Raw genomic sequence first — 26,698 nt, forward strand, 5'->3', positions numbered from 1 at the left:
AAAGCCTTGAAATCAATGTTGACTGCGATGATGAACCTGAATCAGCCCCTCAAAAGGGACTGTATATGAATGAACGTTACCGGTGTTTAAAAACTAAAGAATATCAGGCACTTTTATCTTTCAAGGGTAGACAAATTTTCGCTAAACGTAAGATTGATATGAAATCTGTCTTTGGGCAGATAAAGGTTTGTTTGGATTATAAGAGATGTCATCTGAGAGATAAGCGTAAAGTGAGAATTGACATGGGATTCGTACTCATGGTCAACAACCTGCTGAAATATAATAAGAGAAAGAGGCAAAATTAAAAAGCTAGAGTTCCGAAATTGGAAATCTCTAGCTCTTTGTTTTCTGAGAATCATCTTGACTCAGACTTTTTTGACTAATGTTACTAAAAAGATAAAGTAACTTTTAGCCTTATTTATTGTCGCTACTCAACATGTTTTTAACACCTTCGATAGCACCTTCTACAGCGTCTTTGGCATCTTCAGCAACTTCTTTTACTTTAGAAACAACTTTTTCAGCTGCTCCTTCTTTTTCCATTTTTTCATCACCGATGGCTTTTCCAACACCTTCTTTAATAGAACCTTTAGCCTGATTTAATTTTTCTTCTACTGACATGATAATTTCTCCTGTTATATTTATTTTATCTTAGTTTACACGAGTTTTTTCGTGAGATACTACACCAGTTGCTGCACCTTTAACAGCTTCTACACCTTCACTAACTTTTTCTTGAACAGTTGAGAAACCAGATCCAAGACCAGATTTAGCTTTTTCGAATTGTTCTGAAGCGAATTCTCCTGTTGATTCAGCAACGTCAGATACGCGATCTTGAAGGCTTACTGAGTCTGCTTCATGTTGTTCTTTAGTTTTGATGTCGACAACGTTTACGTTGATTTCAACAACTTCCAAGTCAGTCATTTTAGCAACTTCTGAAGATACGATTTCTCTGATTTCTGAATATAAAGCTGGAACATTTTTTTGGTACTCAGCAATAATGTTTAAGTCAACTGCAACTTGTGTTTTACCAACTTCTACGTTAACACCACTTGTTACGTCATCGCTGTTAACGATTTTTTCTTTAAGATTTGAGAAGAAACCACCGTCGATTCCCAAAAGACCTGAAACGTTTTCTAGTGACAGACCAATGATTTTTTGGATAACTTTATCTTCGTAAGTAAGTTCCCCTTTGATTTCGTGAGCTACAACAGTAGCATCTTTCTTTTCTACGTTAGTGTTTGTGTTTTTTTCGTTTGACATATGAAACTCCTTTAATTAAATTAGTAATTTTTATTTTTTATTTATCTATATAGTTTTTTTCGATATATAACCCAGCTGCAACTCCCAGTGCTCCTAAAATCAATACAAATATTGTTTTGAAGAAGCCAAAGGAGATAATCAAACAAGCGAGAAATACGCCTATGAGACCAGTGATAATTGGATATCGATATTGTTTAAGCCATTCCATTTTTTACTTCCTTACTTCACACGACTAACAGTCTTTTTGTTTTGAGGTTTTGGTTTAGGCTGGTAGTCTTTTACTAGAACTTCTAGTTTAACCTGACGCTCAATACCAAAAAACTGCTTCAATCCATTAGTTATTTCATTTTGAATTAGTTGGCATCTGTCAGCGATGTTGTCCGAAGGAAGAATTTTACCTTCTACATGAACGAAACATTTATTTTTTCGTAAATTTACATGAACAGTTGGGTTCTTGATCAATCCATGATCACTCACCAAACTTCTAACAAAACCTTCGATTGCTGAATTCTTTAATTTCAATGTATCGTTTTTAGTTTCAAGTTGAATTTCCAAATGACGTTTAGGATAAAACAACACAACTAACATCGATAATAAAACTAAAGTTGATAGAGCCACTATCCCCCAGAATACATATCTAGAGAGATAGAATTCAACGAAATGATTCTGTCTCCAGCTAAATAGCTGAATGCCTAGATCACTAACTTGATGATAATCTATCAAAACAGGAAGGAAAATTGTCAAGATTAAAATACAGAAAATAATTAAAAATATTTTCTTTGTTTTTGACATATACAATCCTTTCGATTTAACATTAAACTATTTTTACCCGTCTAATCTATTTAAAAATAGTTTATTCTACAAGTAATTATTTTTTACCTGTAAAGAATGATACTACAGTAACAACAATTGCTGCTCCTGCAATAGATGGGATCAAAGCCATTCCAGCGATGGATGGGCCCCAACTACCTAAAAGGGATTGTCCTACAGATGACCCGACTAAACCAGCGAATACATTTGCGACGATTCCCATAGAACTACCTTTTTTAGTGATTCTACCTGCTACAAGTCCAATAAGACCTCCAGCAATGATTGACCACAACATTGCTTACCCTCCTTTTTTATTTTAATATCAAAAAATCAATTCCTTTGATTATTACTATGATATAATTTTAATATCAAAAAATCAATTATTTTGATTGTTATTGTTATATAATTTTAATATCAAGAAATCATTATTTTTTTGATTGTTGCTATTATATAATTTTTAAAATTAAAAATATAATATTTCGACTTGAATTTGATTCTGTATTCACGCCCTCAATAGACGGTAAAATAAGAAAATTGTTTATATATTGCTCCCGTAGTGTTATTATACGAAATAAAGGATCTTAGTAAAAGTCGTTACAGCATGTTATACCTATTTTTTGTGGTATAATTGCAAGAGGTGAAATCCGATAATTTATAAAGAGAGAAAGACATTCATGAGAGATTTATTATCTAAAAAAAGTCATAGGCAATTAGAATTATTAGAATTATTATTTGAACATAAACGATGGTTTCATCGTTCTGAACTAGCAGAGTTACTAAATTGTACAGAACGTGCAGTCAAAGATGATCTATCCCATGTTAAATCTGCTTTTCCTGACTTGATTTTTCATTCTTCTACTAATGGTATACGCATTATTAATACCGATGATAGCGATATTGAAATGGTTTACCATCATTTCTTTAAGCATTCAACTCATTTTTCGATTTTAGAATTTATCTTCTTTAATGAAGGTTGTCAAGCTGAGAGTATTTGTAAAGAATTTTATATCAGTTCATCTTCGCTCTATCGTATTATTAGCCAAATCAATAAAGTGATTAAAAGGCAATTTCAATTTGAAATCAGTCTGACCCCTGTTCAAATCATTGGAAATGAGAGAGACATTCGTTACTTTTTTGCATAATATTTTTCAGAAAAATATTATTTCCTAGAATGGCTATTTGAAAATTTTTCATCAGAGCCCCTATCTCAATTGTTAGAATTGGTTTATAAGGAAACAAGCTTTCCAATGAATTTGTCAACTCATAGAATGTTAAAGCTGCTCCTGGTTATTAATTTATATCGAATAAAGTTTGGTCATTTTATGGAAATAGAGAAAGATTCTTTTAACGACCAAAGTTTGGATTTTTTAATGCAGTCGGAAGGAATAGAAGGTGCTGCTCAGAGTTTTGAATCAGAATACAATATCTCTTTAGATGAGGAAGTTGTTTGCCAATTATTTGTGTCTTACTTTCAAAAAATGTTTTTCATAGATGAAAGTTTCTTTATGAAATGCGTAAAAAAGGATAGTTATGTTGAAAAATCTTACCATCTATTGAGTGATTTTATTGATCAGATTTCAGTCAAGTATCAGATTGAGATTGAGAATAAGGATAATCTGATTTGGCATCTGCATAATACCGCACATCTGTATCGTCAAGAGTTGTCCACTGAGTTTATTTTATTTGATCAAAAAGGGAATACAATCAGGAATTTTCAAAATATTTTTCCTAAATTTGTTTCAGATGTAAAAAAAGAGCTTTCTCATTATTTAGAGACTCTTGAGGTTTGTTCTAGTTCAATGATGGTAAATCATATATCTTATACCTTCATCACTCATACCAAACATTTGGTGCTTAATTTACTACAAAATCAGCCAAAGCTGAAGGTTCTGGTTATGAGCAATTTTGATCAGTATCATGCCAAATCCGTTGCAGAGACACTTTCTTATTATTGCAGCAACAATTTTGAACTTGAAGTTTGGACTGAATTAGAATTATCAAAGGAATCTTTAGAAGAATCGCCTTATGATATCATCATTTCTAATTTTATTATTCCTCCGATTGAGAATAAGAGACTGATCTATTCAAATAATATAAACACGGTCTCACTCATATCTTTGTTAAATGCCATGATGTTTATTCGATTAGATTAGTGAGTGAAAGAAGACTCCATCCATCTCTAGGGTAGATTTCCTATAGATAGGTGGAGTCTTTTTGAATATTAAAAAAGCTTCATATGATTTATCATGAGAATTGAAAAATACTCATTAAATAGAATCATATGAAACAGTTCATTTTTATCATTAGCAGAGTTACTAGTTCCATTCATTTGTATGCTAGTCAATGACGAAGAGGTCCTCATTACTTGTAACCTCGGTGACATAGTATGCTAGGCATGACAAACCTTGCTGACGTTTGGTTAGCCCTTTTTCGGAACACTTATTCACTGCCAAGTGACGAATTGATTTTTTGTAGTAATATATGACATTGTGTTTTCCTTTTTATTTTTTAAAGCTGAGGACTGTTTTTCCACGTGAGCGACCATTAGCGACCTTGTCTAAGGCGCTATTTACCTCTTCAAATGGATAGACTGTATCGATAGAGGGTTTGATTTCTAATTTACTAAAGAGGTCAGCTACCTCTTGTAATTGAGCGCCATTGCTTTCTACAAAGATAAAATGGTAGTGGACGCCGTATTTGTCAGCCATCTTATCAAATTTGCGACCTGCTAAGCCAAGAATAATCTGTTTCCATTTTGGTAGATTCATGCGTTTGGCAAAGGCACCGTTTGGCATGGCACGAAGGGAAACAAGATGACCACCTTTTTTCATGATAGACATTTGTTTTTCAGTTTCAGCTCCACCGAGAGTATCGAGGACATAATCCACCTGGCTAACAGTTTTTGTATAATCCTCTGTTTTGTAATCGATAAATCTATCTGCTCCTAGTTTCAAGACACGCTCAGCACTATCTCCAGAACCGTTTGTAATGACCTTCAAACCTTTGGCCTTGGCAATCGGAATGGCCATGCCACCGACACCTCCAGTACCACCAGAAATAAAGATCGTTTTCCCAGCTTGAGCGCCCATGAGGTCAAGAGCCTGCATGATAGTCAAGGCAGTCAAAGGTACAGTAGCAGCTTCCTCGTCTGATAGATAGTCTGGAACCTTGGCTAAGGCTTGGCTATCGACAGCTAGGTATTCTGCAAAGGCGCCGATATGATCAAGTGGCAGACGGCCAAAGACACGGTCTCCTATCTGAAAGTTGTCAACTTGCTTGCCAATGCTTTCAACGATCCCACCGACCTCGTTACCTGCAGTTTGAGGAAGTTTGTAAGGAACAATCATCTTGACCTCACCACGAGAGATCATGTTATCGAGAGGATTAACACCGGCTGCGGTGACTTTCACCAATACTTGTTTGTCTGTAATACTTGGTTTAGCGATTTCTGTGATGTTCAGTGTGATATTGTTTTTGTTATAAGTAGTGTGTTGTGCGGCTTTCATGTGATTTCTCTTTTCTTTTTCTATATGATTTTATACCTGTATCTGATACAAGTATATGTTATTTCCAGTAAAAACTGACTTGTTATCAAATCAGTTTCGGACTTGTTTAGCTTGTTTATATAGATTGTCAATGACATCTTCTAAAGTTTGATTTGCTAATTCCTTCTCTAATTGAGATTCGGCACTAGCGAAAAGCGGTGAAACTGCTCCTTGGATATGTTTTCCAACAGGGCAATCAGGATTGCTATTTTGATGAACAGGGAATAAACTAATGTGATTGATTTCTTGAGTAGCATAGTAGATCTCTAGTAAAGTCATTTTCTTTGGAGACTTACTGAGTTGATAACCTGTTTTTCCTTGCTGGGAATGAATCAAATCTGCATTTTTCAATAAGGCAATCACTTTTCGAATGTAACTAGCGTTAGTCCCAACACTAATAGCTAGTGCTTGAGAACTTAAGGTTTCCTTGCTTTCACTAATCATTGTTAAGATATGCAAAGCAACTGAGAATTTTGTATCCATATGAATCCCTCTCTTAATAAACTTGTATCAGATACAAGAACAAGTATAACATAAATTAAAAGAAAAGCAAGTCTTTTGTTTTAAATTTTAAAAAATTTTGAGTGCAATCAGATTAGAGCTGTCTGGGAAGGGTGTTCATAAAATTATACCGTTGATATCCATTAGTTGACCAAAAGTAGAACAGATACACAAAAAAGCCTTGATTCCAAGGCTTTTTCCTGTTGATTTAGATGCCCCCTACAGGGATTTGGAAAGGACTTTCATATTGAGAGCAATTAAAAATATTGAAATATAAGTGATTTTAGGTATTTTCAATGTCATGATTTAAAAATGGGACAAAAGTGGGGCAAAAACCATACAGATTCTAAACTGTATGGTTCTTTTTTTATCTAACCAAGAAAGGTTAAAACTTATTAAAACAAATGCAATCAACTGTTGAAAACTTTTTAGTCCGTGTAATATAAAAACAAGTAAAAAGTTGACCTATAGTGAATATTGTGTCACAATAGGTAATAGATGAATAATTAATAGATTGGAAATAATGCTTTCTTACCTTAACAAGTGGGATTGGTTATACATTTTTTCGTCGCGATTGTGTCTATCTCTCGAGTTTAGCTAGTTTTTATAAGCTCTGGTTTCGAATCGATATAACAAATTTTAGAAGTGCATAAGACAAGATAGTGACATTACTACAGTCATTTCTAATCACCATATGTTGCTGGCACAGGCTGTTTGTAATGTTGGCTATTTACTAGTCAGTTTAATCGAAGTGTTTAATTTTTATTATTGAAAGGTTTTTATATGGCGAAAATTCTATCTTTAGGTCTGACAGGTAAGAAATTACTTGCTCAGGGGTTCTTGTTTGTTCTGCTAGGTCTCATCTTGATGGTCACGGGGACTTGGTTGCCAGTAAAGGTTATTCGACTGGTTCTGTTTTTAGCTTGGATAGCAACGGTCTTAGATTTAGTATTACGTATTTTCAAAAAAAGTCAGTCAACGGACACCTTGGGAGTTGCACTGGTTAAATTGTTAGTGCTGGGATATTTGCTTGGCTCCAATCTTGCGACGGATGTGCCGATTTATATTTTGGCTCTTGTGATTGGAGTTTATCAGATTTTTCATGCTAGTATTAACCTTGTCACCTATGTTCTCTACCGCAAAAACAAAATTCGACCTCGTTTTCGTCTCTTACTAGATGGACTCGTACTAGTTTTTCTTGGTGGGACTAGTCTTTTGTCCTCTACAGGAAATTCTGTCTTTCAACTCTTTGTATTAGGGGCTTATTTTTTCCTTTATGGTGTGTCCAATATCCGTGATGGTTTCTTGTTTGAGGAGGAAATTGGGAAAAACCATCTCAAACGTCGTATTAGAATTAGCTTACCTATTGTCCTAGCCGCTCTCATCCCTGCAAGAACTTTAGCAAAAGTTAACAAATTTATGCTGGAAAATGCTGATGAGGAAGAAGATATCCATCTTGGAATAGTGAAGTCTGGTAAGACAGCAGAGCTAGAAATTTTTGTTCATACAGCTGAGACCTCTCTGTTTTCGGCAATTGGTCATGTGGATATCTGCTATCAAGGCCGTGTTATTTCTTATGGCAACTATGATCCGTCATCTGAGACCTTATTTGGTATGGTAGGAGATGGTGTCTTATATTTCTGTGACCGCGATAAGTACATTGATCTATGTAAACGTGAGAGTCAAAAAACACTTTTTGGTTATGGGATAGATTTGACGCCTGAAATGGAAAAAGCAGTTCAGAAAAAGTTGGCTGAATTGAAACAACTGACGATTCCATGGGAGCCAAGTGCAGATAAAATCATGACAGGTGATGGTAAGGAAGACTACACCTACGCTTATAAAATCAGACATGAGACAGATGGGGAACTTTATAAATTTATCAAATCTAAGTTTAAATCCTACTTTGTCTTATCTACAAACTGTGTGCTCTTGGCTGATACCATAGTCGGTCAGGCTGGCACCGATATCCTCTCACCCAAAGGATTTATCGCTCCAGGAACTTACCAAGCCTACCTTAATCGAGAGTTTGAAAAACCAAATAGTATAGTCGTATCTAAACATGTTTATTAAGGAGAATTTATGAACTTAGTAAAAAAATACACCCCGTTAATACTTTTTATAGGGCTGGTTGCTCTTGTAATTCTGAATGCATCGAGCTTTATATCAGGAGCAATCTCTCTCTTTGATGTAATATCAACCTTGATTTATGGTGCTGTTATTGCTTTTGTGCTTAATGTTCCTATGAAAAAAATTGAACAGTACTTAGTTAAATTGAAGGTAAAGGCAGAGTTGCGTCGTCCGATTGCCATGGTACTTGTTTTCCTAGCTCTTATCTTAATCGTGATTGCTCTTTTGGTTTTGGTGCTGCCAACCCTAGCCCAGACTATTAGTCAGCTGGGAACAGTCCTTTCAACAGTCCTTACTCAACTTGGGAAATTGCTAGGCAGCTCGGAATTTGTAACCAAAGACATGTTGTCAACTATCGTATCAGGCATACAGGGACAATCTAGTTCTATTAGCCAAGCTTTGATAGGTTTTTTATCAGGTCTGACTAGTAATATCGGCAATATTTTTTCAAGTTTGATGAATGCCTTTTTGATTATAGTCTTCACCTTTTTATTTTTATCCAGTAAGGAACATTTGGCAGCGATGACGAGTCGACTTCTAAAAGTTTTTCTTCCAGAGAAGGTGGTGATAAAGTTGACTTACATTGGACAAGTAGCACTAGAGACTTATGACCAATTTTTGATGAGTCAGCTGATTGAAGCAGTTATCATAGGAGTTATGATAGCGGTTGGTTACAGCGTGTTTGGGATACCCTATGGAGTAATGACAGGTATCTTTGCAGGAGTGCTATCGTTCATTCCTTATGTAGGGCCTATGATTGCTTGTGTTGTGGGAGCGATTTTTATCTTCACAGTGAGTCCTACTCAAGCCTTACTTTCTCTTCTTCTATATCAAGTTATACAGCTGATTGAAGGAAACCTTATTTATCCTAGAGTTGTAGGTCAGTCTATTGGTTTGCCAGCTATTTTCACGCTTGCGGCTGCTAGTATTGGAGGCAATCTCTTTGGCTTACTTGGGATGATATTCTTTACACCGATATTTGCTGTTATCTATCGATTGGTTAAGGAATTTGTCGTTGCAAAGGAAAATCAGCTAGATTAAGAAAAACTAAATTTAATAAGATATACTGAGAAGAGAGTGAGAGATTCTCTTCTCTTTTATTTTTAAATACTTTTCTACAAAAAGCTATTAGACGTTAAAAAAAGCCTTGGTTTCAAGGCTTATTTCTGTTGATTTAGATGTGCCCCCTGCAGGGCTCGAACCTGCGCCCCATAGCTTAAGAGTCTACTGCTCTACCAACTGAGCTAAGGAGGCAACAGAAAAAGCTGAGAATGTAACTTCCCAGCTATTTTAATATGCCCAAAATGGCAGCTAGATTATTTACGAAAGGCATCAAGGATATAGGTGAAACCAACAATTAAAAATGCAAAGGCAACGACATAAACGACAAAGACACTTGTAGCTACTGGATTGAACAAAATCACTAGACCTAGTAAAAATGCAAGCAAGGCTACCCACATGATATGGTTGCCAATAATAGGGAAAATCAATCCCAGACGATTGCCTTTAAAGAAAACTATAATGGCTTCTACAATTAACCAAATTCCTAAAATAGTTGGAATGACAACTGGCAGCGTCACAAAGCCATAGGCAACGAGGTAAAGAGCTAAGAGAAGATTAACAATCCCTTGGAAAAGATGAGCTGGTGAGCGAAGCTCTTTTGGTACAGAGAAATAGCCTAAAATAGCTGCTATAGAAGAAACCAGTAAACCAAATGCAATCCACCAGCTGTAAGCAACAAGATTAGCTACTGGGTTTGTAAATAGGAAAAGTCCTAAAAGGACAAAAACAACTCCTGCAAGGAATAGCAGTAAACGATTAGAAAATTTCATTTCAATACCCCCTATATAGTATAGTATAGTATAGTTTGATAATAAAAATATTATACACCTTTTTAGAGGAAATGTCAATAAACAAAATGGAAAATTTGGAAGTTTCAGTCTGATTTATGAAAAGAAAATCAGTTTTTATTATTTTGAAAATAAAAAGAGAAGATAAAATTTGTCTTCTCTACATGAAAATATTGTATGGAATCAAAGCAAAAGTAACTGGCTTTACACTATTTGTTAAGATGTAATTTGGTTCAAAAAGAAAAGATAGATTTAAAATGTGGGACAAATGATGGGGTAAATCAGTTATAGATAAGCAAAAAAGCCTTGTAAATCAAGGCTTTTTCCTGTTGTATTTAGATGCCCCTGCATGGATTTGGAAAGGACTTTCATATTGAGAGCAATTAAAAATATTGAAATATAAGTGATTTTAGGTATTTTCAATGTCATGATTTAAAAATGGGGCAAAAGTGGGGCAAAAACGATTGACTCATAAAGGTTCTTGGCATGAACTTATCTGCTGAATTTGACTATGCACCATGGAATCAAAGTGGCTTTGGACCAAGTGCTCTTTTAAAATATTTTAAGTATAAATACCTTGGTTTTGAACCTCAAGCTGAAAAAGAACTAGAGCAGTTCGAGGTAATGGAGACCTTCAAAATAGAGTGAATGAAAAATAATTTGCTTGGATAAAAGACCGTCTTTTAGGCGTTCTTTTGTGATTAAATAAACGTTGGTACATAGGTTTTGTGGTATACTAGTATTAAAATATCATTCAGACTAGATAAGTAAGTATATTTTTCATGATCAGAAAGAGGTGAAAAATGTTGGCAAAGCACTAACAAGTGGATGGAAGACCGTTACGTCGTGGTTTGGAGGCTAAATTTTGGAGGCTAAATAATGAAGAGAGTAAGTCTATTTGGTGCTAATTTTGAAGACAGTAAGAAAATTGTAACCTATGGGAAGTATTCATTAACAGCAGGAATGCCAAATCCCATTCATATGAGCTTTCTCAATCGGCTCTTTACAGTTGGTTTTTGTATGTTTTTTGCTTTTGGCATTGTAGGATATTTTATATCAATTCATATGCCAAGTAACATCGGTTTAGAAGGTGAAGTATATTATATTTCTTATGCTTCAACAGTTTTGATTCGTTCAATGGCGGTGTTTTTAAAACCTATAAGTCTGCTATTCTACTTAACTTATCTATTCGCTTCTATTCCTGTTTTTTGGCCGAAGAAGCGCTTAAGCAGTCAGGTCTTTACCTATTTCCCTTTCTATTTTCCGTGGGCATCTTCTGTATTTTTAGCAGTCTTCTATTTAGCAAGTGCTGCAGCCTTCGATGCCTATACTATGCTGGGATTCTGGCTTCAGTTGATAGTGGGAATTGCTCTCTTTATTTGGATAGTTATCAATAGTATTCAAAATCTCAAGAGACGATTAAATGATGAGGAGCCAAAACCAATTCTGAAGAAAGTTCTGTTGATGACACTAGGAATGATGGCCCTTCTTTTTTCTGTATCTTTAGTTTATCATCTGGTAAATAAGTTACCAATTTTGTGGTATTTCTATCTTTTTGGCTTGTTGTTAATTGTTTTGTTTGTTGCTTATGCTTATTTAGTGGCTTTTCTAATCAATGTACACATTGTTCAAGCCTATTATATCCATAAGTATCCGATGGAATACAAAGAATATCTGGGAATTAGTGACCGCGAATGGTATAGCAAACGCTATTATAAGAAGTTAATCAAAAGCGGTCAGTTAGAAGAGGAGTAGTGGGATATGAACCGTCAGTCAGAAGCATTAAATAAGGAATATTTTCAAGCGCTGGGTTCCACGCGAGCTTCTGTTAGAATGTTGAGTTTGGCCTGGGCTGGTTTGTTTGTATTGAGCATCGACCTGACTCATCTATACTTTTTTATCAAGGAGCAATTCACAGTAGATCCTTTTTCGAATGTCCCTTTTCTCTTTCTATGTCTCCTTCTATTACTCATGCTAGTTTGTCAAATCATGTCATTCAGCAAAGCATTCATCTATAAGCATCAACTTTTTAGTACTGCGATGCTCTTTGTACTGATCAATGGGATCCATCTCTCATTAGTTTTAATGGATTATATTCTCACTATTTTAACGAATGAGGTTTTAAAAGATTCGCTGATCTACTCGCTGATGTATTGGTTGAGTTTCACTATTTTATTTATCGGTTTGACGGTCTATAATGTCAGCTGGTTAAAAAAGCAATTGGGACGAGGCTTTTCAGAAAAACGAGCTGCCGGGAATTCTATCGCCGCCTCTAGTGTCTATAGCAAATCCTCCCTCTGGATTATTTTCGGAATCACTGTGTTAGGCGGAGGATTGGCTAGTTTATCCGGTTATTATTTGCAAACATTTGGGATTGTGAGCAATATAGTCTTTACTTCAGCTTTTTCAAGATTAATCGTCGAAGTTGGCTATCTCCTTTATCTGAGAAGTAAGGATAAGACCTATTGGGAAGAAGGACCGAAGGAAGACCAGAGTCAGTTCTTCTTGAAAGCCATAGATCTCAAAAAGGCCAAGCACCGCTTGACTACAGAAGTTGTCTTATTTTTGACTCTTGCAGTATGTTTGAAGATATTTAAGATAAATGTTGAAAATAGCCCGATTTGGCTTATATGGACAATAAGAACTTTTGGTTATTCAATTCTTTTGGATACCACTATTAGTTTTATTTATTATCAGATTAAAAAGAAGAGATAGAGAGTAAATGAAGAAAAAATCCCTTTTTCAGGCAAGTTTTGAAGAGAGTCTGAATTTACAGGATGATCCCATTTCAGGAGAATTTTCCAATAAAAATTTAGCATCTGCTCAAGAAAAAGAGAAATACAGAGGTACTCTGAAATCGTACGTATGGTTGACTGTTTTAACAATTCTTTTCATAATCGGTCCTAATTGGCTTATAACAGTTTTAACTAAGTACCTTTATCATCATTCTGAGGATTCTCCTCTATTGCCACCGGTTCATAATTTCTTGCCTAACTGGCTATTTATTATTTTCTTATTCGTATGGCTTTTATTGATTCTTTTTGGGAAACGCTTTTCTCAGCAGTTTATCCTTATATATAGAGGACAATTTCACTTATTTGTCACGTTCCTAATTTGGTTGATTGTCGAAATGAATCTATTTTTTTTTGACATTTTTGTATAGTACGATGAGAGCGACAGGAACAATCCTTTTCTTTGTTTTGTTTGGGCTTATGTGCTACATTATTGTCCGAAGCAGGCGAACTTCATTACTGTCATTGCTATATGGTAAACAAGAAGATTCACGGGGTGAACAAGACTGGCTGGGGAGACTGTTTCATAAAGTGGCTGCATTTGTCTTCAAATATGGTTTTGGAGTTATTGTAGTTTTGCTTATTTTAAGGTTGATTTTTCCTCAGATGATAGGTTTCAGTTTGGATATCCTAGTAGTTTTACTTATTTGGTTTGTAGGTGATTTGTTATTTGTTATGCTAGAAATTTTTCTAATATTTCCATTTATGCTTCAAGGATATTACAAATGGAAATACCCAGAAGAATATCGTGAGTGGGAGGGCCAGTCTGTCGAAGAATGGTATGGGAAGGCCTACTTGAAGAAATATCCAGAGCTCTTAGAAAAAGATTCTGGAGAAAATTAAAAATCAAGCTAGGTTTAGATGAGGCCATTATTTTAAGATAATCAGTTGGTTAGAGGGGAAAGACAAGCATGCTTTTTAGGAAAGTGATTTATATAGGGGAGAGCGAAGGTCAGGCTATTTATGTTCATATCGACGAGCCACGAAATCCCCTAGCAGCTCCTAAGAGTAAACTCTTAAATACAGATGCGGCGCGTGGGAATCGAAAACACATCATCTTGTCGATTTGTACTCTTTTAGCGGTTAGTAGCATTATGCAGTTTTTTCCCGCAACGCGCTTTTTTACAGGTGTCTATAGCTATGGACCCCTGATTTATTTTCTGCTAACTTGGTTGTTGGAAGTCATTTTACTATTGGTGATCGTGGAGCGAGCACTCTACAAAAATGTTTCCCTAGCGGAGGCTACCAGCAAGGAAAACTTCAGAAGAGCCGTCGATAGCAATCTCTCTTTGGGAACAATCTATCAATTGTGTCATAAAATTGGAGGAGTAAATGGAGAAAAAATCTATTTTTAAGGCAGGTTTCGAAGAGAGTCTGAATCTTGAAGATGATGATTTTAGAAAGTTACAGCAAGAGCAACATGATAAGACTGCGAAATTTTTTAAGAATGGCCATGCTTCCCTTTGGTTTTGCATTCGAAGTTTTATTTTAAGCCTTATTTTTCCTGTCGGCTTTAACTTTATCTTGCTGGCTATCTCTATGGAGTTCCATGAAAGTGATACGTTGACCCTTCCAATAGCTAAGCACGAGTCTTTAACAGTAAATGTTTTTCTGATTTTACTTATTATCTGGTTATCCTTGGTTGTGATTGGAAAATTTATTAAACAAACGTACTTATTACCGTATCGTTATCAGTTTCATGCTTTTACATTTATGATTTGGTTCTTATTGGAAATGGATCTAATATTTTTAGACTTTCTGCTAGCAAATTTGGTTTCTTGGGAAATTATTGGTATAGTTGGTTTCATTGTGATGATTATTTACTGGATGTTTAATATTGAGCTAGCGGGGTTAAGGAAACTCATGTATGGTGAGGTGTTGAAAGAGACATTTCGGAATAAGATTGCAAAAATGATTGCTCTCTATGGTATGGGGATTTTAGGAGTAGCTATGATCGTAAAGCATCTTTTGGGATTTTTTGAAATAGATATTTTAAACTCAATAAAAGGCTTTGGCTTTTTGCTGTTATGGATTTTTTGTAACTTTGTATTGTTCGCCATCGCTATTTTTATCGGTTTTCCTTATTTCCTCCATGCCTATTATAAGTGGAAATACCCAGAAGAATACCGTGAGTGGGAGGGCCAGTCTGTCGAAGAATGGTATGGGAAGGCCTACTTGAAGAAGCATCCAGAGCTCTTAGAGAAAGATACTGGAGAAAATTAAAAATCAAACTAGTTTTAGATGAGGCTATCATTTTAAGATAATCAGTTGGTTAGAGGAGAAAGATAAGTATGTTTTTTAGGAAAGTGGTTTATATAGGAAAAAGTGCTCTTTAAGAAAGAGTAGGATGAAAGCGGAGCGTAGCATATGCTAAATCGCTAACAACACAAAAAGCCCTACATCAGGGCTTTTTTACTTGCTAATATAAGAAATCAATGCCGTAGTTTTCTTTTAGATAGGTCGCCAACTCGGCTTTTTCTTCCTCTCTAAATCGACAGAGGCTAAGGGTGAGACGCACTATCAGGACACTGGTATCGATGATGACATTTGACTTAGAGATATCTTCTAGCTGGGTGACCTCTCTCAGATTGAAGTCTAAATAGTTAGCCTTGCTGTTGACATGGTCGGGGTCACTGACATCCACTTCGACATACGATGCTCGCAACAATTCTTCTTTTGGGATGAAAATTTCTTTTGAGAAGAATAACCCGGGATAGACATAAATACCTTCAAAGGTGAATTCAAAGGAGAGCCTACGACTAGAAAGTCTTTTGATACCTGCAATCGTTGAATAGATAGCAGCGAAAAAGAGGATGGTTGGAACCACAGTGAGAAGACTAAGCTGCGAAAAGTCGATCAATCCATGCGCGAGAAAAAAGAAAAATTGAAAGAATACACCCGATGCAAAGAGTAGATAGCCACCACCGACAAATTTTGAATAATAGATTTTCATAGAAACCTCCAAATATAGAATTGAACTCACCAACGCTTTTTCAGTAGAAGGAGTAAAGATCATGCAGAGATAAAATTCTAGGTATTCCCATCATATCCTATGGAGCGAAGTTCTGTCAACCTTTTAGCAAGATGTAGATCTTAGCTATTCTATGACCTAGTAAGTTGGTTTATGGTATACTAGGATTAAAATATTATTCAGAACAGATAAGAAGGTATATTGATGTCAAAATCTTCAAAGAAAAAGAAAGCAGTGATCGAAGAACGCTACCACGGCCCTTTGATTACAGATGGGGTTAGTTTAGGCTATTTCAAACTTCTACCTTGGATTACACTAGCAGTCTCTTTTATAGGAATTTTTGGTACGACCTATATCGATCATATTGGCATTTATAAAATCTTGTTCATTGTTTGCATAGTTATTAGTGGTATAGCTATCCCACTCTCTTTCTTTGATCGTTTTATTGTGAGATTTAAGAGTTTTATCTATCTTTTTGTTTCCTTACTTGTTTTGATTTTTATCGTTGACATGACTTTTATAGGCTTGCTTATGCTAGTTGGGAAAGACGGGATCTATTCAGTCTGGGCACTTATTTACAATCTCGTAGCTCTCTGTATCCTACTTTTTTCTATTGGTCTCTACTCCTGGTATTATCTTCCTAAAAATCAGGGGAAAATCTGGGCTTTCAACCGATGGGAGACTTATGGTGGTAAAGACAATGCCAAGAAGCAAGAGCGATTGTTTAATTTTGGAGTTGCTTTTGTGGCTGTATTGTTAGCGCCAGCTATTATTACTGGCTACATTGAGAGTATTTTTGGTGTTTTCTTGGGTATCTTGATGAACTTCGTTTTCCCAGCTCTTATAGTGGACGGAGTTCAGGCGGCACGCTATGTACGCAAACACCCAGAATATGAAGAGTAGGATTCTCGTCTATAGATTTATTCCTAATGGTTAGGAGACTTTGAGAATTTGTTTTCATAAATAGAAAGAGGTATGTATGTTTTTTCTCGGACGACGTCGTGTCTTTATCGGCGAATGTGATGGACAGGCTGTTTATTATGACCAAAAGACAGGAGAGGCTTTAGCTGCTCCCAAGAGCGGCCTGCTCAATACGGAAGGGGCTCGAAAGACCAACGCCTACATTCCTGAATTGGTGATTTTATTTATGGCAGGTGGACCCGCAGTTTCGGGCTTCTTTTCACTCAAGTTTGTTGGTGTCTACAACTGGTTCAGTCTAGCCTGTATTCTTCTCTTTTGGTTGATGCAGTTTTTCTCGTTAGTTGCTTTACTCGAACGAGCTCTCTATAAAAATGTTCGCAGAGCACAGCCGACGACAGAGAAAGCCTTTTACTATGCCGCATCTCATAATTTGTTTGTGAAAAACCAGTTTGATCCTAGACAACTGTCTGCTTTACCTTTTCGATTTGCTCGCTTTGTAGTAAATATAGTGTCCATCTTTTATTTTTTGTATTTCTTGACTCTTCCTCTAAAATTTGGTCAACCAATTAATGAAGGCTATGGTTTGTGGTTTGCTGGCATGTTATTCTTTACAATTTTTCTTATGTATAACCAAAACAATGCCGTTCGTTTTGTGAAGATTATGAGATTATATAGTCAAGGAAAAGTACGATTTAAGGAAGAAGTAGAAAATTGAAAAACTATCTTTTGGGATAGCCCCTAAATACCTAGAAAAACAAAAAAGCCTTGATTTCAAGGCTTTTCCTGTTGTTTATATGCCCCCTGCATGGATGTGTAAGAAATTTTTATATTGAAAGTAATCAAAAATGTTGAAAAACAAATGATTTTTGGAAGATGCATTTAGGTATTTTCAATGTCAGGATTTAAAAATGGGGCAAAAGTGGGGCAAAAACGAATGACTCACATTTGGTTTGAAAATCTATAATACCTAATGATTATGCCATACTAGATATATAGTGTTGTTATAAATAAATGTCAGTGCGAGTTCAAATCGGAGGATAAAATGGAAAAACAAATTAATGAAAAAAAAGCCTTGGAAAACCAAGGCTTTTTTAATGCTATAAACTCATTAAAAGAACCCCCAGTTAGATTTGGAATATTTTTTATTCTGTGTCATATAAAAATAAATAAAATGAATGGCTATAGCTAGAGCTAAAATGGTTGTAATACTCACTACTATTATAGGATTAGAAGCAAAGATTAAAGAGAGAATCAAGGCAGCCAGATAGAGTGTCGCTTGGACACAGTAGTAACTTTTCGAATAGCGAAGATAGTGTTTGTTATGGGGCCCATTTACTAGGACAGCAGCTTGAAAGAGGCCAAATCCGATATAAGAGAAGCTGGTTGCAAAGAGACGATTAGCTTCAGGATTCTGAAGAAAGCCCATCGATACAGTCATCATCATAAGTCCAATGAAAATAGGATAGTGACTGTAAATTAGAAATAGCCCCTTTTGATTAGATTTTTCATCAATAGCATGGTCGAATTGACCAAAATAAAACAAGAACAGAGAAATCATAATAATGAAATAAAGAACCGAATAAATCGAGAAATTCTCGATTGTAAAGAAGTTAGCTAGCTCCGTAATCATCTCTCCAAACATAATAATGACAAGAAGGGAGATGCGCTCGATTAAATGGGGGAGATTTACCTGGTAATGCTTATCTTTATTAAGCAAGATACTTGGCATAATAAATGTTAGCAGAATACTAGCAAATAAGACAGAGACTCCAACGTAAATAGGAAGAAGAGCTGCTAGATAGACTCCTAAACTTCCTAGAGCTGTTATCCATAGAAAACCTTTGATACTTTCCCGATTAACATCATCGGTTGATTTTCTAAAAAATTCAACCAAATATTGAAAAAATAAGGTAAGGGTTAATGTACCAATAGCCCAACAGAGATAATGAAAATATTGTTGCCAATCAGGTCCAATCATATTGGCTATAAAGAGTAAAATTCCCATTTTGATAAACATGATTACTATGTTAAATAAAGAGTTCTTTCCATAGCGATTGGTATAATCGGTTTGAATCATCCAGGAATTGATGAGAAGCAAAGTAGCAATGAAAAAATCAAGGAAAGAATTCCAAGTCAAAATACCGTTATGAAGATGGTCAATTAAAGTAGTTACTTTTGAAATTGCAAAAACAAAAACTAGGTCATAAAAAAGTTCTGAAAATTCTACACGTTTATGTTTAATAAGAGTTGTCATCTTAAGACCTTTCTATTTTAGAAGTACAATTTATTATAACAGAAAATGGTAATGAAAGAAAAGGATATGCTTAAATAATTTCATGTGGCGCTAATGAACTGCGCCACAAAAGTTAGGTTTTTTCTGTCCAACTTTTGAGGTCAGTACAGAAGGGCCGCTTTTTCTATCGTTTTTAGTGCTAAGACTACACAAAAAAGCCTTGAATTTCAAGGTTTTTCCTGTTGTATGTAGATGCCCCCTACAGGGATCGAACCTGTGACCCACGGATTAAGAGTCCGCTGCTCTGCCAGCTGAGCTAAGGAGGCAAAGAAAAAAGCTGTATTGGTGCCGAAACTTCACGGTTTGTATTGAACCCGCGCAATTAAGCAGGTGGGCAACTCGCTCTAACTGAAGCTGTTTCCGTGTGAGACGGCCTACATGCTGTTAGAAGACTTTTGTTTCCCTAATAATACAAAAAATAGTCGGTCAACACTTAAGTGTGAAGTCGTACACCACAGCGTTTCTATGTTTATATGATACCACTTTTTCAAAAAAAATCAAGAGGAAAGTGCAATTTTTTGAAAAGGATTTCAGATTTTTCGCAAACGGTCGATAGCTTCCTTTCTTTGAGCCAAAGCCCGTTCATATTTACCAGTATCTTCTGCTTGGAAATAGTGATGATTTCGGATTTTTTCTGGCAAGTAATCTTGTTTGACCCAGTGTCCAGGATAGCTATGGGGGTAGAGATAGTTTTGAGCGTTGCCCAATTCCTTGCTACCACTATAATGTCCGTCACGCAGATGTCGTGGAATGGGCAAATGCCCTGATGTTTTGAGGTCAGCAAGGGCCTTGTCCATAGCTTCATAGGCTGAGTTGGATTTTGGAGAAAGGGCCAAATCAATTACAACATTAGCAATGAGGATGCGAGCTTCTGGGAACCCAATCTTTTGAGCAGCATCTAGAGCAGTTACGGTATGAATCTGAGCTTCAGGATTGGCCAAACCAATATCTTCATAGGCGATAACGGTCAAGCGACGTGCGAGACTTGGCAAATCACCAGCCTCAATCAAGCGGGCAGCATAGTGAAGACTGGCATCCACATCTGAGCCACGGATAGACTTTTGCAGGGCTGAGAGAACATCATAGTGGCCATCTCCATCCTTATCCATAGTGATGTAGCTTCTCTGAAGACTATTTTCCATGATGTCTAGAGTGATATGGCGAAAGCCCTTGTCATTCTCAGGGGTAGAAAGAACAGCCAAGTCCAGTGAGTTGAAGGCAGAACGCAGGTCTCCGTTTGTAGAAGTTGCGATGAAATCCAGCGCATCCTCATCTAGTTCTACTGGGAAATCAAAACCACGCTCAGGGTTACTTAGAGCTATCTGAAGAGCCTCCTTGACGTCTTGATTGGACAGAGGTTCCAACTCAAAAATCTGAACGCGACTGCGAATGGCAGGAGTGACGGAAAAGAAAGGATTTTCAGTCGTAGCCCCAATCATGATGACCAGTCCACTTTCTAAGAGTGGCAAAAGAAAGTCTTGCTTTGTTTTGTCAAGGCGATGAATCTCGTCTAGCAATAGGACGAGACCACCAGAAAATTTAGCTTCTTCCGCAATTTCTTGCAGTCGCTTTTTACTATCAACTGTCGCATTGAAAGTTCGAAAGGCATACTTGGTCGTCCCTGCGATGGCAGAGGCAATACTGGTTTTGCCGATTCCAGGAGGTCCATAAAGAATCATGGAGGAGAGGCGATTGGCTTCTACCATGCGGCGGATGATTTTTCCTTGTCCGACCAGATGTTCCTGACCGATGACCTGATCGATGGTTTTAGGGCGCATGCGAAGCGCGAGATTGTCTGGCATAGCAGTCCTTTCTAACGTGGATTTTCTGATGTATATGTGGTAAGATGGTAGTATCTATTTTAGCATATTTCCGAGCAATCGGGGCGATTTAAGAGTCGCATAGAAAGAGGACAAAATGGCAACATATGGATTTTTAGATGTTTTAGAGGAAGAGTTAGAGAAGAATTTTCCCTTTGACTTTGAGATTAGTTGGGACAAGCGCAACCACGCGGTTGAAGTGAGTTTTCTATTGGAAGCGCAAAATGCTGCAGGAGTAGAGATGCTGGACGAGGACGGAGAGGTGTCATCAGACGACATCCTATTTGAAGAAGCGGTACTCTTTTACAATCCTGCTAAGTCAACTGTCAATGAGGAAGACTATTTGACAGTTATCCCTTACCTACCTAAAAAAGGTTTTTCTCGTGAGTTTTTAGCTTATTTTGCGCTATTCCTTAAAGATACTGCCGAGGTTGGACTAGATGCCCTTATGGACTTTTTGGAAGACCCAGAAGCAGAGGAATTCGTCATGGAATGGAACCAAGAAGTCTTTGAAGAAGGAAAAGTTGGCTTGGAAGAAGGAGAATTTTATCCTTATCCGAGATATTAGGAGTTGGTTGGAGATTTTATGAAGAAAATTGGGATTTATTTGGTTTATGTGCTAGCTGTTGTCTTTATTATGCTAGCTTTTGCTTGTGGAACCATCGCATTTGCAGAGTTGGGCTATTCTGCATTATTAGTTTTTAGTTTTGGTTATGCTTTTGCTTTTCTAAGCATGTATGTAATCTTGATTCTTCATGAGCTTGGTCATGCATTTTGTGGTTATCTGACAGGCTATCGTCTGGTGGCTTTTGGGTTAGGACATTTTATTTTGACCAAAAAGTTAGGCAGGTTTCATCTTAGTAGAACAGCCATTCTGAAAAATGTTGGTGCTCAATACATTGGTTTAAAAGAGGATGAAAGTGATCAAAGAATCATCCTGATGCTTTCAGGAGGCTTGATGGTTCATCTCAGCTTGATATTATTGGCGATAGTGTTTGGATTTTTGACAAGAAGCTGGTATTTTGCAGGGACTTGGATTTTTCTTAATTTGTCTTTCTTCCTAAATAACATTTTGCCAGTCGGCATCACCGATGGAGCAAAAATTTGGGAATTGCTACAACACCCTGAAAATACGAAATACGCCTACCTGATGTTGAGGCATTCTGCCCAGACCTTGCTAGCTCCTCAAGAATATGATTTAAAAGACTTTATCATGCCTGTTGATGAGGAGGTGAGAGGGAGTTTTGCAGAAAGTGTTCAGACTCTTCAGGGGTTGGTATTCATATTGGATGATAATATAGAACTTGCAAAGCAACAGTTTCAGTCTGTGTTAGATAAAACAGACAATCCAATGTCTAAAACTAGTTCTCAATTATACCTTCTTCAAGTTGCTCTGATGGAAGGAGATAATAAGAAGGCGGAAGAATATGCAAGTATTCGAGGAGTCAAATCCTTTTTATCTCTAAAAACAGCAGATATGCAGGTCATTCAAGCTTGGTATCAATTTAAGGTAAAGAAAGATGTAGTTCAAACTCACAAGGCTATGAAGATTGCTAGACAGAAAATGAATAGCAGTCGGATGTTACGGGATGAGAAAAGCTATTATCAAAACTGGTTAGCTGAGCTGGAAAAGGAATTAACCGAAGGAGTCTAATATGGAAATAGAGATTTCTGATTTCACAGGCTGTAAGATTGCTTTGTTTTGTGGGGATAGGCTCCTGACCATCTTACGCGATGATAAGGCAAGCATTCCCTGGCCCAATATGTGGGAACTTCCAGGCGGTGGACGTGAAGGTGATGAAAGTCCTTTTGAGTGCGTGGCGCGTGAAGTTTATGAAGAACTGGGAATTTATCTGACTGAGGATTGTCTGCTTTGGAGTAAGGTTTATCCAAGTATGCTTTTTGCGGATAAACAATCTGTATTTCTAGTCGGTCAGTTGACACAGGCTCAGTTTGACAGTATCGTATTTGGAGATGAAGGACAGGGCTATCAGCTGATGAATGTTGAGGAATTTCTTAGCTCCAGTCAAGCTGTACCTCAGTTGCAAGAGAGATTAAAAGATTATTTAAAAGTAAGTGATTAGAAAGGATGGTTCAGTTACATTTCTAAACTGAACCCGCCCTAAACACGGTGCCAAAAAGATAAACTTCTCTTAGATACAAACGTCTTCAGAGAGTTTCCTATTTTGGCTTTGTGTTTTACGGGCTTGGTATCTTAATGATGGAAACATGGCAAGAGTTAAAAGTTACAGTGAAGCGTGAGGGAGAGGAGTTGGTTTCCAACCTCTTGATTGAGCTAGGTGCCCAAGGAGTCGCAATCGAAGACAGTATGGACTATATGGGAAATGTTGACCGCTTCGGAGAGATTTTCCCAGAGGTTGAGCAGCAAGAAGAAATCGTAGTGACAGCCTACTACCCTGATACAGTTGATATAGCAACGGTTGAGGCAGACTTGCAGGCCCGTCTCGCGGAACTAACTGATTTTATGGACTTGGGAGAGGTCAAGATGGGGACGACTGCCTTGGCTGAGGAAGACTGGGCAGACAACTGGAAGAAATACTATGAACCAGCTCGTATCACTCATGATTTGACCATCGTGCCGTCTTGGACGGACTATGAGGCGACTGCTGGGGAAAAGATTATCAAGCTGGATCCAGGTATGGCTTTTGGTACGGGGACCCATCCAACCACTAAGATGAGCCTCTTTGCCTTGGAGCAGGTTCTTCGTGGTGGGGAAACAGTGCTAGATGTGGGTACTGGTTCAGGGGTTCTCTCTATTGCCAGCTCGCTACTTGGTGCCAAGGAAATCTTTGCCTACGACCTGGATGATGTGGCAGTTCGTGTTGCTCAGGAAAATATTGAGCTCAACCCTGGTATGGAAAACATTCATGTAGCAGCAGGAGACTTGCTTAAGGGAGTTGAGATTGAGGCAGATGTGATTGTGGCTAATATCTTGGCGGATATCCTTATTCATTTGACGGATGATGCTTACCGCTTGGTCAAGGATGAAGGCTACCTCATCATGAGTGGCATTATCAAGGACAAGTGGGACATGGTGCGCGAGTCGGCTGAGTCAGCTGGATTTTTCCTCGAAACTCACATGGTTCAAGGGGAATGGAATGCCTGTGTCTTTAAGAAAACCAAGGATATTTCCGGTGTGATTGGAGGCTAGCATGCAGCAGTATTTTGTCAAGGGGAGTGCAGTCTCTCCTGTCACCATCGAGGACAAGGAAACCAGCAAGCATATGTTTCAGGTTATGCGCTTGAAAGAAGATGATGAGGTGACCTTAGTCTTTGATGATGGTATCAAGCGTTTGGCGCGCGTCTTGGATGTTGAAAATCGTCAGTTTGAGTTGGTTGAAAAGTTAGCTGACAACGTGGAATTACCAATCCAGGTGACCATCGCATCTGGCTTTCCCAAGGGCGACAAGCTCGAGTTTATCACTCAAAAAGTAACTGAACTGGGCGCCAGCCAGATTTGGTCCTTCCCTGCCGATTGGTCGGTCGCCAAATGGGATGGCAAGAAATTGGGTAAAAAGATTGAAAAACTAGAAAAAATTGCCCTTGGAGCAGCAGAACAAAGCAAGCGTAATCTAGTACCAAGTGTCACACTTTTCGAGAAAAAATCAGACTTTCTAGCTCAACTGGACCAATTTGACTCTATCGTAGTGGCTTATGAAGAGTCGGCCAAAGAAGGAGAAGCCGCTGCGCTTTTACAAGCAGTTAATGGACTCGAGAAGGGAGCCAAATTGCTCTTTATCTTTGGTCCAGAAGGTGGTCTGTCACCTGCAGAAATCGAAAGTTTTGAAGCTAAGGGAGCAGTCTTGGCAGGTCTTGGTCCTCGTATTTTGCGAGCAGAAACAGCACCGCTTTACGCCTTATCAGCCCTTAGTGTTTTATTAGAATTAGAGAAATAAGAGGAAGAAAATGGAACAAAAACACCGTTCAGAATTTCCAGAGAAGGAACTTTGGGATTTAACAGCCCTATACCAAGACCGTGAGGATTTCTTGCGTGCAATCGAGAAGGCTCGTGAAGACATCAACCAGTTTAGCCGTGACTACAAGGGCAATCTTCACACTTTTGAAGATTTCGAGAAGGCCTTTGCGGAATTGGAACAAATCTACATTCAGATGAGCCATATTGGTAACTATGGCTTTATGCCTCAGACGACAGACTATAGCAATGACGAATTTGCCAACATTGCCCAAGCTGGGATGGAATTTGAAACAGATGCTAGCGTAGCCTTGACCTTCTTTGACGATGCCTTGGTGGAAGCTGATGAGGAAGTCTTGGACCGTTTGGGTAAATTGCCACATTTAACAGCTACCATTCGTCAGGCAAAAATCAAAAAAGCCCACTATCTAGGGGCTGATGTGGAGAAGGCCTTGACCAATCTCGGTGAAGTTTTCTACAGTCCGCAGGATATTTACACTAAGATGCGAGCTGGGGATTTTGAAATGGCTGACTTTGAAGCTCATGGCAAGACCTACAAAAACAGCTTTGTGACCTATGAAAATTTCTACCAAAATCACGAGGACGCTGAGGTCCGTGAGAAATCATTCCGTTCCTTCTCAGAAGGTCTTCGTAAGCACCAAAATACGGCTGCAGCAGCCTATCTAGCCCAAGTCAAGTCTGAAAAACTACTGGCAGATATGAAGGGGTACGACTCAGTCTTTGACTATCTTCTAGCTGAACAGGAAGTAGACCGTGTCATGTTTGACCGCCAGATTGATTTCATTATGAAGGATTTTGCGCCGGTTGCTCAGAGATACCTCAAGCATGTTGCCAAGGTAAATGGTCTTGAAAAGATGACCTTTGCAGACTGGAAATTGGACTTGGACAGCGCCCTGAATCCTCAAGTGACTATTGACGACGCCTATGATTTGGTCATGAAGTCCGTAGAACCTTTGGGACAAGAATATTGTCAGGAAGTTGCTCGTTATCAAGAAGAGCGCTGGGTGGACTTTGCTGCCAATAGTGGCAAGGATTCTGGCGGTTATGCGGCGGACCCATATCGTGTGCATCCTTATGTTCTCATGAGCTGGACTGGTCGTTTGAGCGATGTTTATACCTTGATTCATGAAATCGGGCATTCTGGTCAATTCATCTTTTCAGATAATCACCAGAGCTACTTCAACGCCCACATGTCGACCTACTATGTTGAAGCACCGTCAACTTTCAATGAATTGCTTCTCAGTGATTATTTGGAGCACCAATCTGACGACCCTCGTCAAAAACGCTTTGCTCTGGCTCACCGCTTGACAGACACCTACTTCCATAACTTTATTACCCACCTCTTAGAAGCAGCCTTCCAGCGTAAAGTGTATACATTGATTGAAGAAGGAGAAACTTTCGGAGCAAGCAAACTCAACAGCATTATGAAGGAAGTTTTGACCGATTTCTGGGGAGATGCCATTGAAATCGATGATGATGCAGCTTTGACTTGGATGCGCCAAGCTCACTACTACATGGGCTTGTATAGTTACACTTACTCAGCAGGACTAGTCATCTCGACTGCGGGTTACCTTCATCTGAAACATTCAGAAACTGGAGCTGAGGACTGGCTCAATCTCCTCAAATCAGGTGGTAGCAAGACACCACTTGAGTCAGCTATGATTATCGGTGCTGATATTTCAACAGACAAACCACTCCGTGATACCATCCAATTCTTGTCTGACACAGTTGATCAGATCATCACCTACAGTGCCCAGTTGGGAGAGTAAATTAAAAGAGTCTGGGACAAAAGTCTAACCTTAAATAAAAAAGCGAATAAAACGAGTTATCTGATACTCAGAATTCTGTCTTGT

Annotated in this window: 28 protein-coding genes, 2 tRNA genes and 2 pseudogenes; 19 read left to right on the forward strand and 13 right to left on the reverse strand. The window is 37.8% G+C overall.

The genetic code is table 11. The features are described from left to right. Positions 1–8: 8 nt before the first annotated feature. Positions 9–305 (forward strand): annotated as a pseudogene (locus tag M1G12_RS05580) (transposase); the annotation flags it as partial. A gap of 109 nt (positions 306–414) precedes the next feature. Here M1G12_RS05580 and M1G12_RS05585 read toward each other — a convergent pair. From M1G12_RS05585 to M1G12_RS05605, 5 genes are all read right to left on the reverse strand, one after another. Beyond that, positions 415–618: a CsbD family protein gene (locus M1G12_RS05585; protein WP_237447357.1), complete on the reverse strand. Its 204-nt coding sequence runs from the start codon at positions 616–618 to the stop codon at positions 415–417. 30 nt (positions 619–648) lie between these two features. Further along, positions 649–1,257 (reverse strand): Asp23/Gls24 family envelope stress response protein, encoded by a 609-nt coding sequence (locus M1G12_RS05590; protein WP_247949532.1) that lies wholly within the window; start codon positions 1,255–1,257, stop codon positions 649–651. 37 nt (positions 1,258–1,294) lie between these two features. Beyond that, a complete protein-coding gene (locus M1G12_RS05595) occupies positions 1,295–1,465 on the reverse strand; it encodes a DUF2273 domain-containing protein (protein WP_000455069.1) in 171 nt (56 codons plus the stop codon). Positions 1,466–1,476: 11 nt separating this feature from the next. Further along, on the reverse strand, positions 1,477–2,049 hold the full coding sequence (gene amaP, locus M1G12_RS05600; protein WP_247949533.1) for an alkaline shock response membrane anchor protein AmaP: 573 nt from the start codon (positions 2,047–2,049) through the stop codon (positions 1,477–1,479). Positions 2,050–2,125: 76 nt separating this feature from the next. Beyond that, positions 2,126–2,362: a GlsB/YeaQ/YmgE family stress response membrane protein gene (locus M1G12_RS05605; protein WP_049522036.1), complete on the reverse strand. Its 237-nt coding sequence runs from the start codon at positions 2,360–2,362 to the stop codon at positions 2,126–2,128. A 379-nt stretch (positions 2,363–2,741) separates the two neighbouring features. On the opposite strand from M1G12_RS05605, the pseudogene mgaSpn reads away from it, so the two are divergent. Next, a pseudogene (gene mgaSpn / locus M1G12_RS05610) lies at positions 2,742–4,220 on the forward strand (virulence factor transcriptional regulator MgaSpn). A gap of 348 nt (positions 4,221–4,568) precedes the next feature. Here the strand turns inward: mgaSpn and M1G12_RS05615 are convergent. Together M1G12_RS05615 and M1G12_RS05620 are read right to left on the reverse strand one after the other, a co-directional pair. After that, on the reverse strand, positions 4,569–5,573 hold the full coding sequence (locus M1G12_RS05615) for an NADP-dependent oxidoreductase (protein ID WP_084861712.1): 1,005 nt from the start codon (positions 5,571–5,573) through the stop codon (positions 4,569–4,571). A gap of 90 nt (positions 5,574–5,663) precedes the next feature. After that, positions 5,664–6,095 carry an Rrf2 family transcriptional regulator gene (locus M1G12_RS05620; protein WP_000379854.1) on the reverse strand — a complete coding sequence of 144 codons (432 nt, stop codon included), beginning with the start codon at positions 6,093–6,095 and terminating at the stop codon, positions 5,664–5,666. 801 nt (positions 6,096–6,896) lie between these two features. Between M1G12_RS05620 and M1G12_RS05625 the strand changes: the two genes are divergently transcribed. Both M1G12_RS05625 and M1G12_RS05630 read left to right on the forward strand, forming a co-directional pair. Beyond that, a complete protein-coding gene (locus tag M1G12_RS05625; RefSeq protein ID WP_004256070.1) occupies positions 6,897–8,186 on the forward strand; it encodes a hypothetical protein in 1,290 nt (429 codons plus the stop codon). 9 nt (positions 8,187–8,195) lie between these two features. Beyond that, positions 8,196–9,284: an AI-2E family transporter gene (locus tag M1G12_RS05630; RefSeq protein WP_004256071.1), complete on the forward strand. Its 1,089-nt coding sequence runs from the start codon at positions 8,196–8,198 to the stop codon at positions 9,282–9,284. A gap of 140 nt (positions 9,285–9,424) precedes the next feature. On the opposite strand, the gene M1G12_RS05635 is transcribed toward M1G12_RS05630, so the two are convergent. Then, a tRNA-Lys gene (locus tag M1G12_RS05635) sits at positions 9,425–9,497 on the reverse strand. Positions 9,498–9,559: 62 nt separating this feature from the next. Continuing rightward, positions 9,560–10,075: a DUF308 domain-containing protein gene (locus M1G12_RS05640; RefSeq protein WP_247949534.1), complete on the reverse strand. Its 516-nt coding sequence runs from the start codon at positions 10,073–10,075 to the stop codon at positions 9,560–9,562. 504 nt (positions 10,076–10,579) lie between these two features. Here M1G12_RS05640 and M1G12_RS05645 point away from each other — a divergent pair. From M1G12_RS05645 to M1G12_RS05675, 7 genes are all read left to right on the forward strand, one after another. Further along, complete coding sequence (locus M1G12_RS05645; RefSeq protein WP_158086166.1) at positions 10,580–10,741, forward strand: antitoxin YezG family protein; 162 nt, start codon at positions 10,580–10,582, stop codon at positions 10,739–10,741. 231 nt (positions 10,742–10,972) lie between these two features. Then, positions 10,973–11,848 (forward strand): beta-carotene 15,15'-monooxygenase, encoded by an 876-nt coding sequence (locus M1G12_RS05650; protein WP_247942665.1) that lies wholly within the window; start codon positions 10,973–10,975, stop codon positions 11,846–11,848. Positions 11,849–11,854: 6 nt separating this feature from the next. Beyond that, the gene (locus M1G12_RS05655) at positions 11,855–12,808 is read left to right on the forward strand and encodes a hypothetical protein (protein ID WP_247942666.1); all 954 of its coding nucleotides are present in this window, start codon (positions 11,855–11,857) and stop codon (positions 12,806–12,808) included. Positions 12,809–12,815: 7 nt separating this feature from the next. Then, the gene (locus M1G12_RS05660; protein WP_247942667.1) at positions 12,816–13,256 is read left to right on the forward strand and encodes a hypothetical protein; all 441 of its coding nucleotides are present in this window, start codon (positions 12,816–12,818) and stop codon (positions 13,254–13,256) included. Positions 13,257–13,560: 304 nt separating this feature from the next. Further along, entirely contained in the window at positions 13,561–13,728 is a 168-nt protein-coding gene (locus M1G12_RS05665) for a hypothetical protein (protein WP_247942668.1), read from the forward strand. Positions 13,729–13,796: 68 nt separating this feature from the next. After that, positions 13,797–14,240 (forward strand): hypothetical protein, encoded by a 444-nt coding sequence (locus M1G12_RS05670; protein ID WP_247942669.1) that lies wholly within the window; start codon positions 13,797–13,799, stop codon positions 14,238–14,240. After that, complete coding sequence (locus M1G12_RS05675) at positions 14,218–15,108, forward strand: hypothetical protein (RefSeq protein WP_247942670.1); 891 nt, start codon at positions 14,218–14,220, stop codon at positions 15,106–15,108. The genes M1G12_RS05670 and M1G12_RS05675 overlap by 23 nt, the downstream gene beginning before the upstream one ends. Positions 15,109–15,304: 196 nt before the next feature. On the opposite strand, the gene M1G12_RS05680 is transcribed toward M1G12_RS05675, so the two are convergent. Further along, positions 15,305–15,838, reverse strand: a complete 534-nt coding sequence (locus tag M1G12_RS05680) for a hypothetical protein (RefSeq protein ID WP_247942671.1) — start codon at positions 15,836–15,838, stop codon at positions 15,305–15,307. A 222-nt stretch (positions 15,839–16,060) separates the two neighbouring features. Here M1G12_RS05680 and M1G12_RS05685 point away from each other — a divergent pair, with 222 nt between their 5' ends. Together M1G12_RS05685 and M1G12_RS05690 are read left to right on the forward strand one after the other, a co-directional pair. Then, positions 16,061–16,759: a hypothetical protein gene (locus M1G12_RS05685; RefSeq protein WP_247942672.1), complete on the forward strand. Its 699-nt coding sequence runs from the start codon at positions 16,061–16,063 to the stop codon at positions 16,757–16,759. Positions 16,760–16,835: 76 nt separating this feature from the next. Continuing rightward, positions 16,836–17,492 carry a hypothetical protein gene (locus M1G12_RS05690; protein ID WP_247942673.1) on the forward strand — a complete coding sequence of 219 codons (657 nt, stop codon included), beginning with the start codon at positions 16,836–16,838 and terminating at the stop codon, positions 17,490–17,492. Between the two features lie 393 nt (positions 17,493–17,885). On the opposite strand, the gene M1G12_RS05695 is transcribed toward M1G12_RS05690, so the two are convergent. The 3 genes from M1G12_RS05695 to M1G12_RS05705 all read right to left on the reverse strand — a co-directional run bounded on the left by M1G12_RS05695 (position 17,886) and on the right by M1G12_RS05705 (position 20,872). Beyond that, positions 17,886–19,031: a low temperature requirement protein A gene (locus M1G12_RS05695; protein ID WP_247949535.1), complete on the reverse strand. Its 1,146-nt coding sequence runs from the start codon at positions 19,029–19,031 to the stop codon at positions 17,886–17,888. Positions 19,032–19,263: 232 nt separating this feature from the next. Then, a tRNA-Lys gene (locus tag M1G12_RS05700) sits at positions 19,264–19,336 on the reverse strand. A gap of 264 nt (positions 19,337–19,600) precedes the next feature. Beyond that, on the reverse strand, positions 19,601–20,872 hold the full coding sequence (locus tag M1G12_RS05705) for a replication-associated recombination protein A (protein ID WP_084954434.1): 1,272 nt from the start codon (positions 20,870–20,872) through the stop codon (positions 19,601–19,603). 115 nt (positions 20,873–20,987) lie between these two features. Here M1G12_RS05705 and M1G12_RS05710 point away from each other — a divergent pair, with 115 nt between their 5' ends. The 6 genes from M1G12_RS05710 to pepF all read left to right on the forward strand — a co-directional run bounded on the left by M1G12_RS05710 (position 20,988) and on the right by pepF (position 26,614). After that, a complete protein-coding gene (locus tag M1G12_RS05710) occupies positions 20,988–21,458 on the forward strand; it encodes a DUF3013 family protein (RefSeq protein ID WP_049539571.1) in 471 nt (156 codons plus the stop codon). An 18-nt stretch (positions 21,459–21,476) separates the two neighbouring features. Beyond that, a complete protein-coding gene (locus M1G12_RS05715; RefSeq protein ID WP_024057540.1) occupies positions 21,477–22,544 on the forward strand; it encodes a M50 family metallopeptidase in 1,068 nt (355 codons plus the stop codon). Position 22,545: 1 nt separating this feature from the next. Further along, positions 22,546–22,974 carry an NUDIX hydrolase gene (locus tag M1G12_RS05720; RefSeq protein WP_000402001.1) on the forward strand — a complete coding sequence of 143 codons (429 nt, stop codon included), beginning with the start codon at positions 22,546–22,548 and terminating at the stop codon, positions 22,972–22,974. Positions 22,975–23,111: 137 nt separating this feature from the next. Further along, entirely contained in the window at positions 23,112–24,062 is a 951-nt protein-coding gene (gene prmA / locus M1G12_RS05725) for a 50S ribosomal protein L11 methyltransferase (protein ID WP_000451129.1), read from the forward strand. A gap of 1 nt (position 24,063) precedes the next feature. Further along, a complete protein-coding gene (locus M1G12_RS05730) occupies positions 24,064–24,807 on the forward strand; it encodes a 16S rRNA (uracil(1498)-N(3))-methyltransferase (protein WP_004256076.1) in 744 nt (247 codons plus the stop codon). A 10-nt stretch (positions 24,808–24,817) separates the two neighbouring features. Beyond that, a complete protein-coding gene (gene pepF, locus M1G12_RS05735; RefSeq protein ID WP_247949536.1) occupies positions 24,818–26,614 on the forward strand; it encodes an oligoendopeptidase F in 1,797 nt (598 codons plus the stop codon). The last annotated feature ends 84 nt before the right edge of the window (positions 26,615–26,698 follow it).

The sequence above is a fragment of the Streptococcus mitis genome, from assembly GCF_023110375.1.
GTDB lineage: Bacteria > Bacillota > Bacilli > Lactobacillales > Streptococcaceae > Streptococcus > Streptococcus mitis_CI.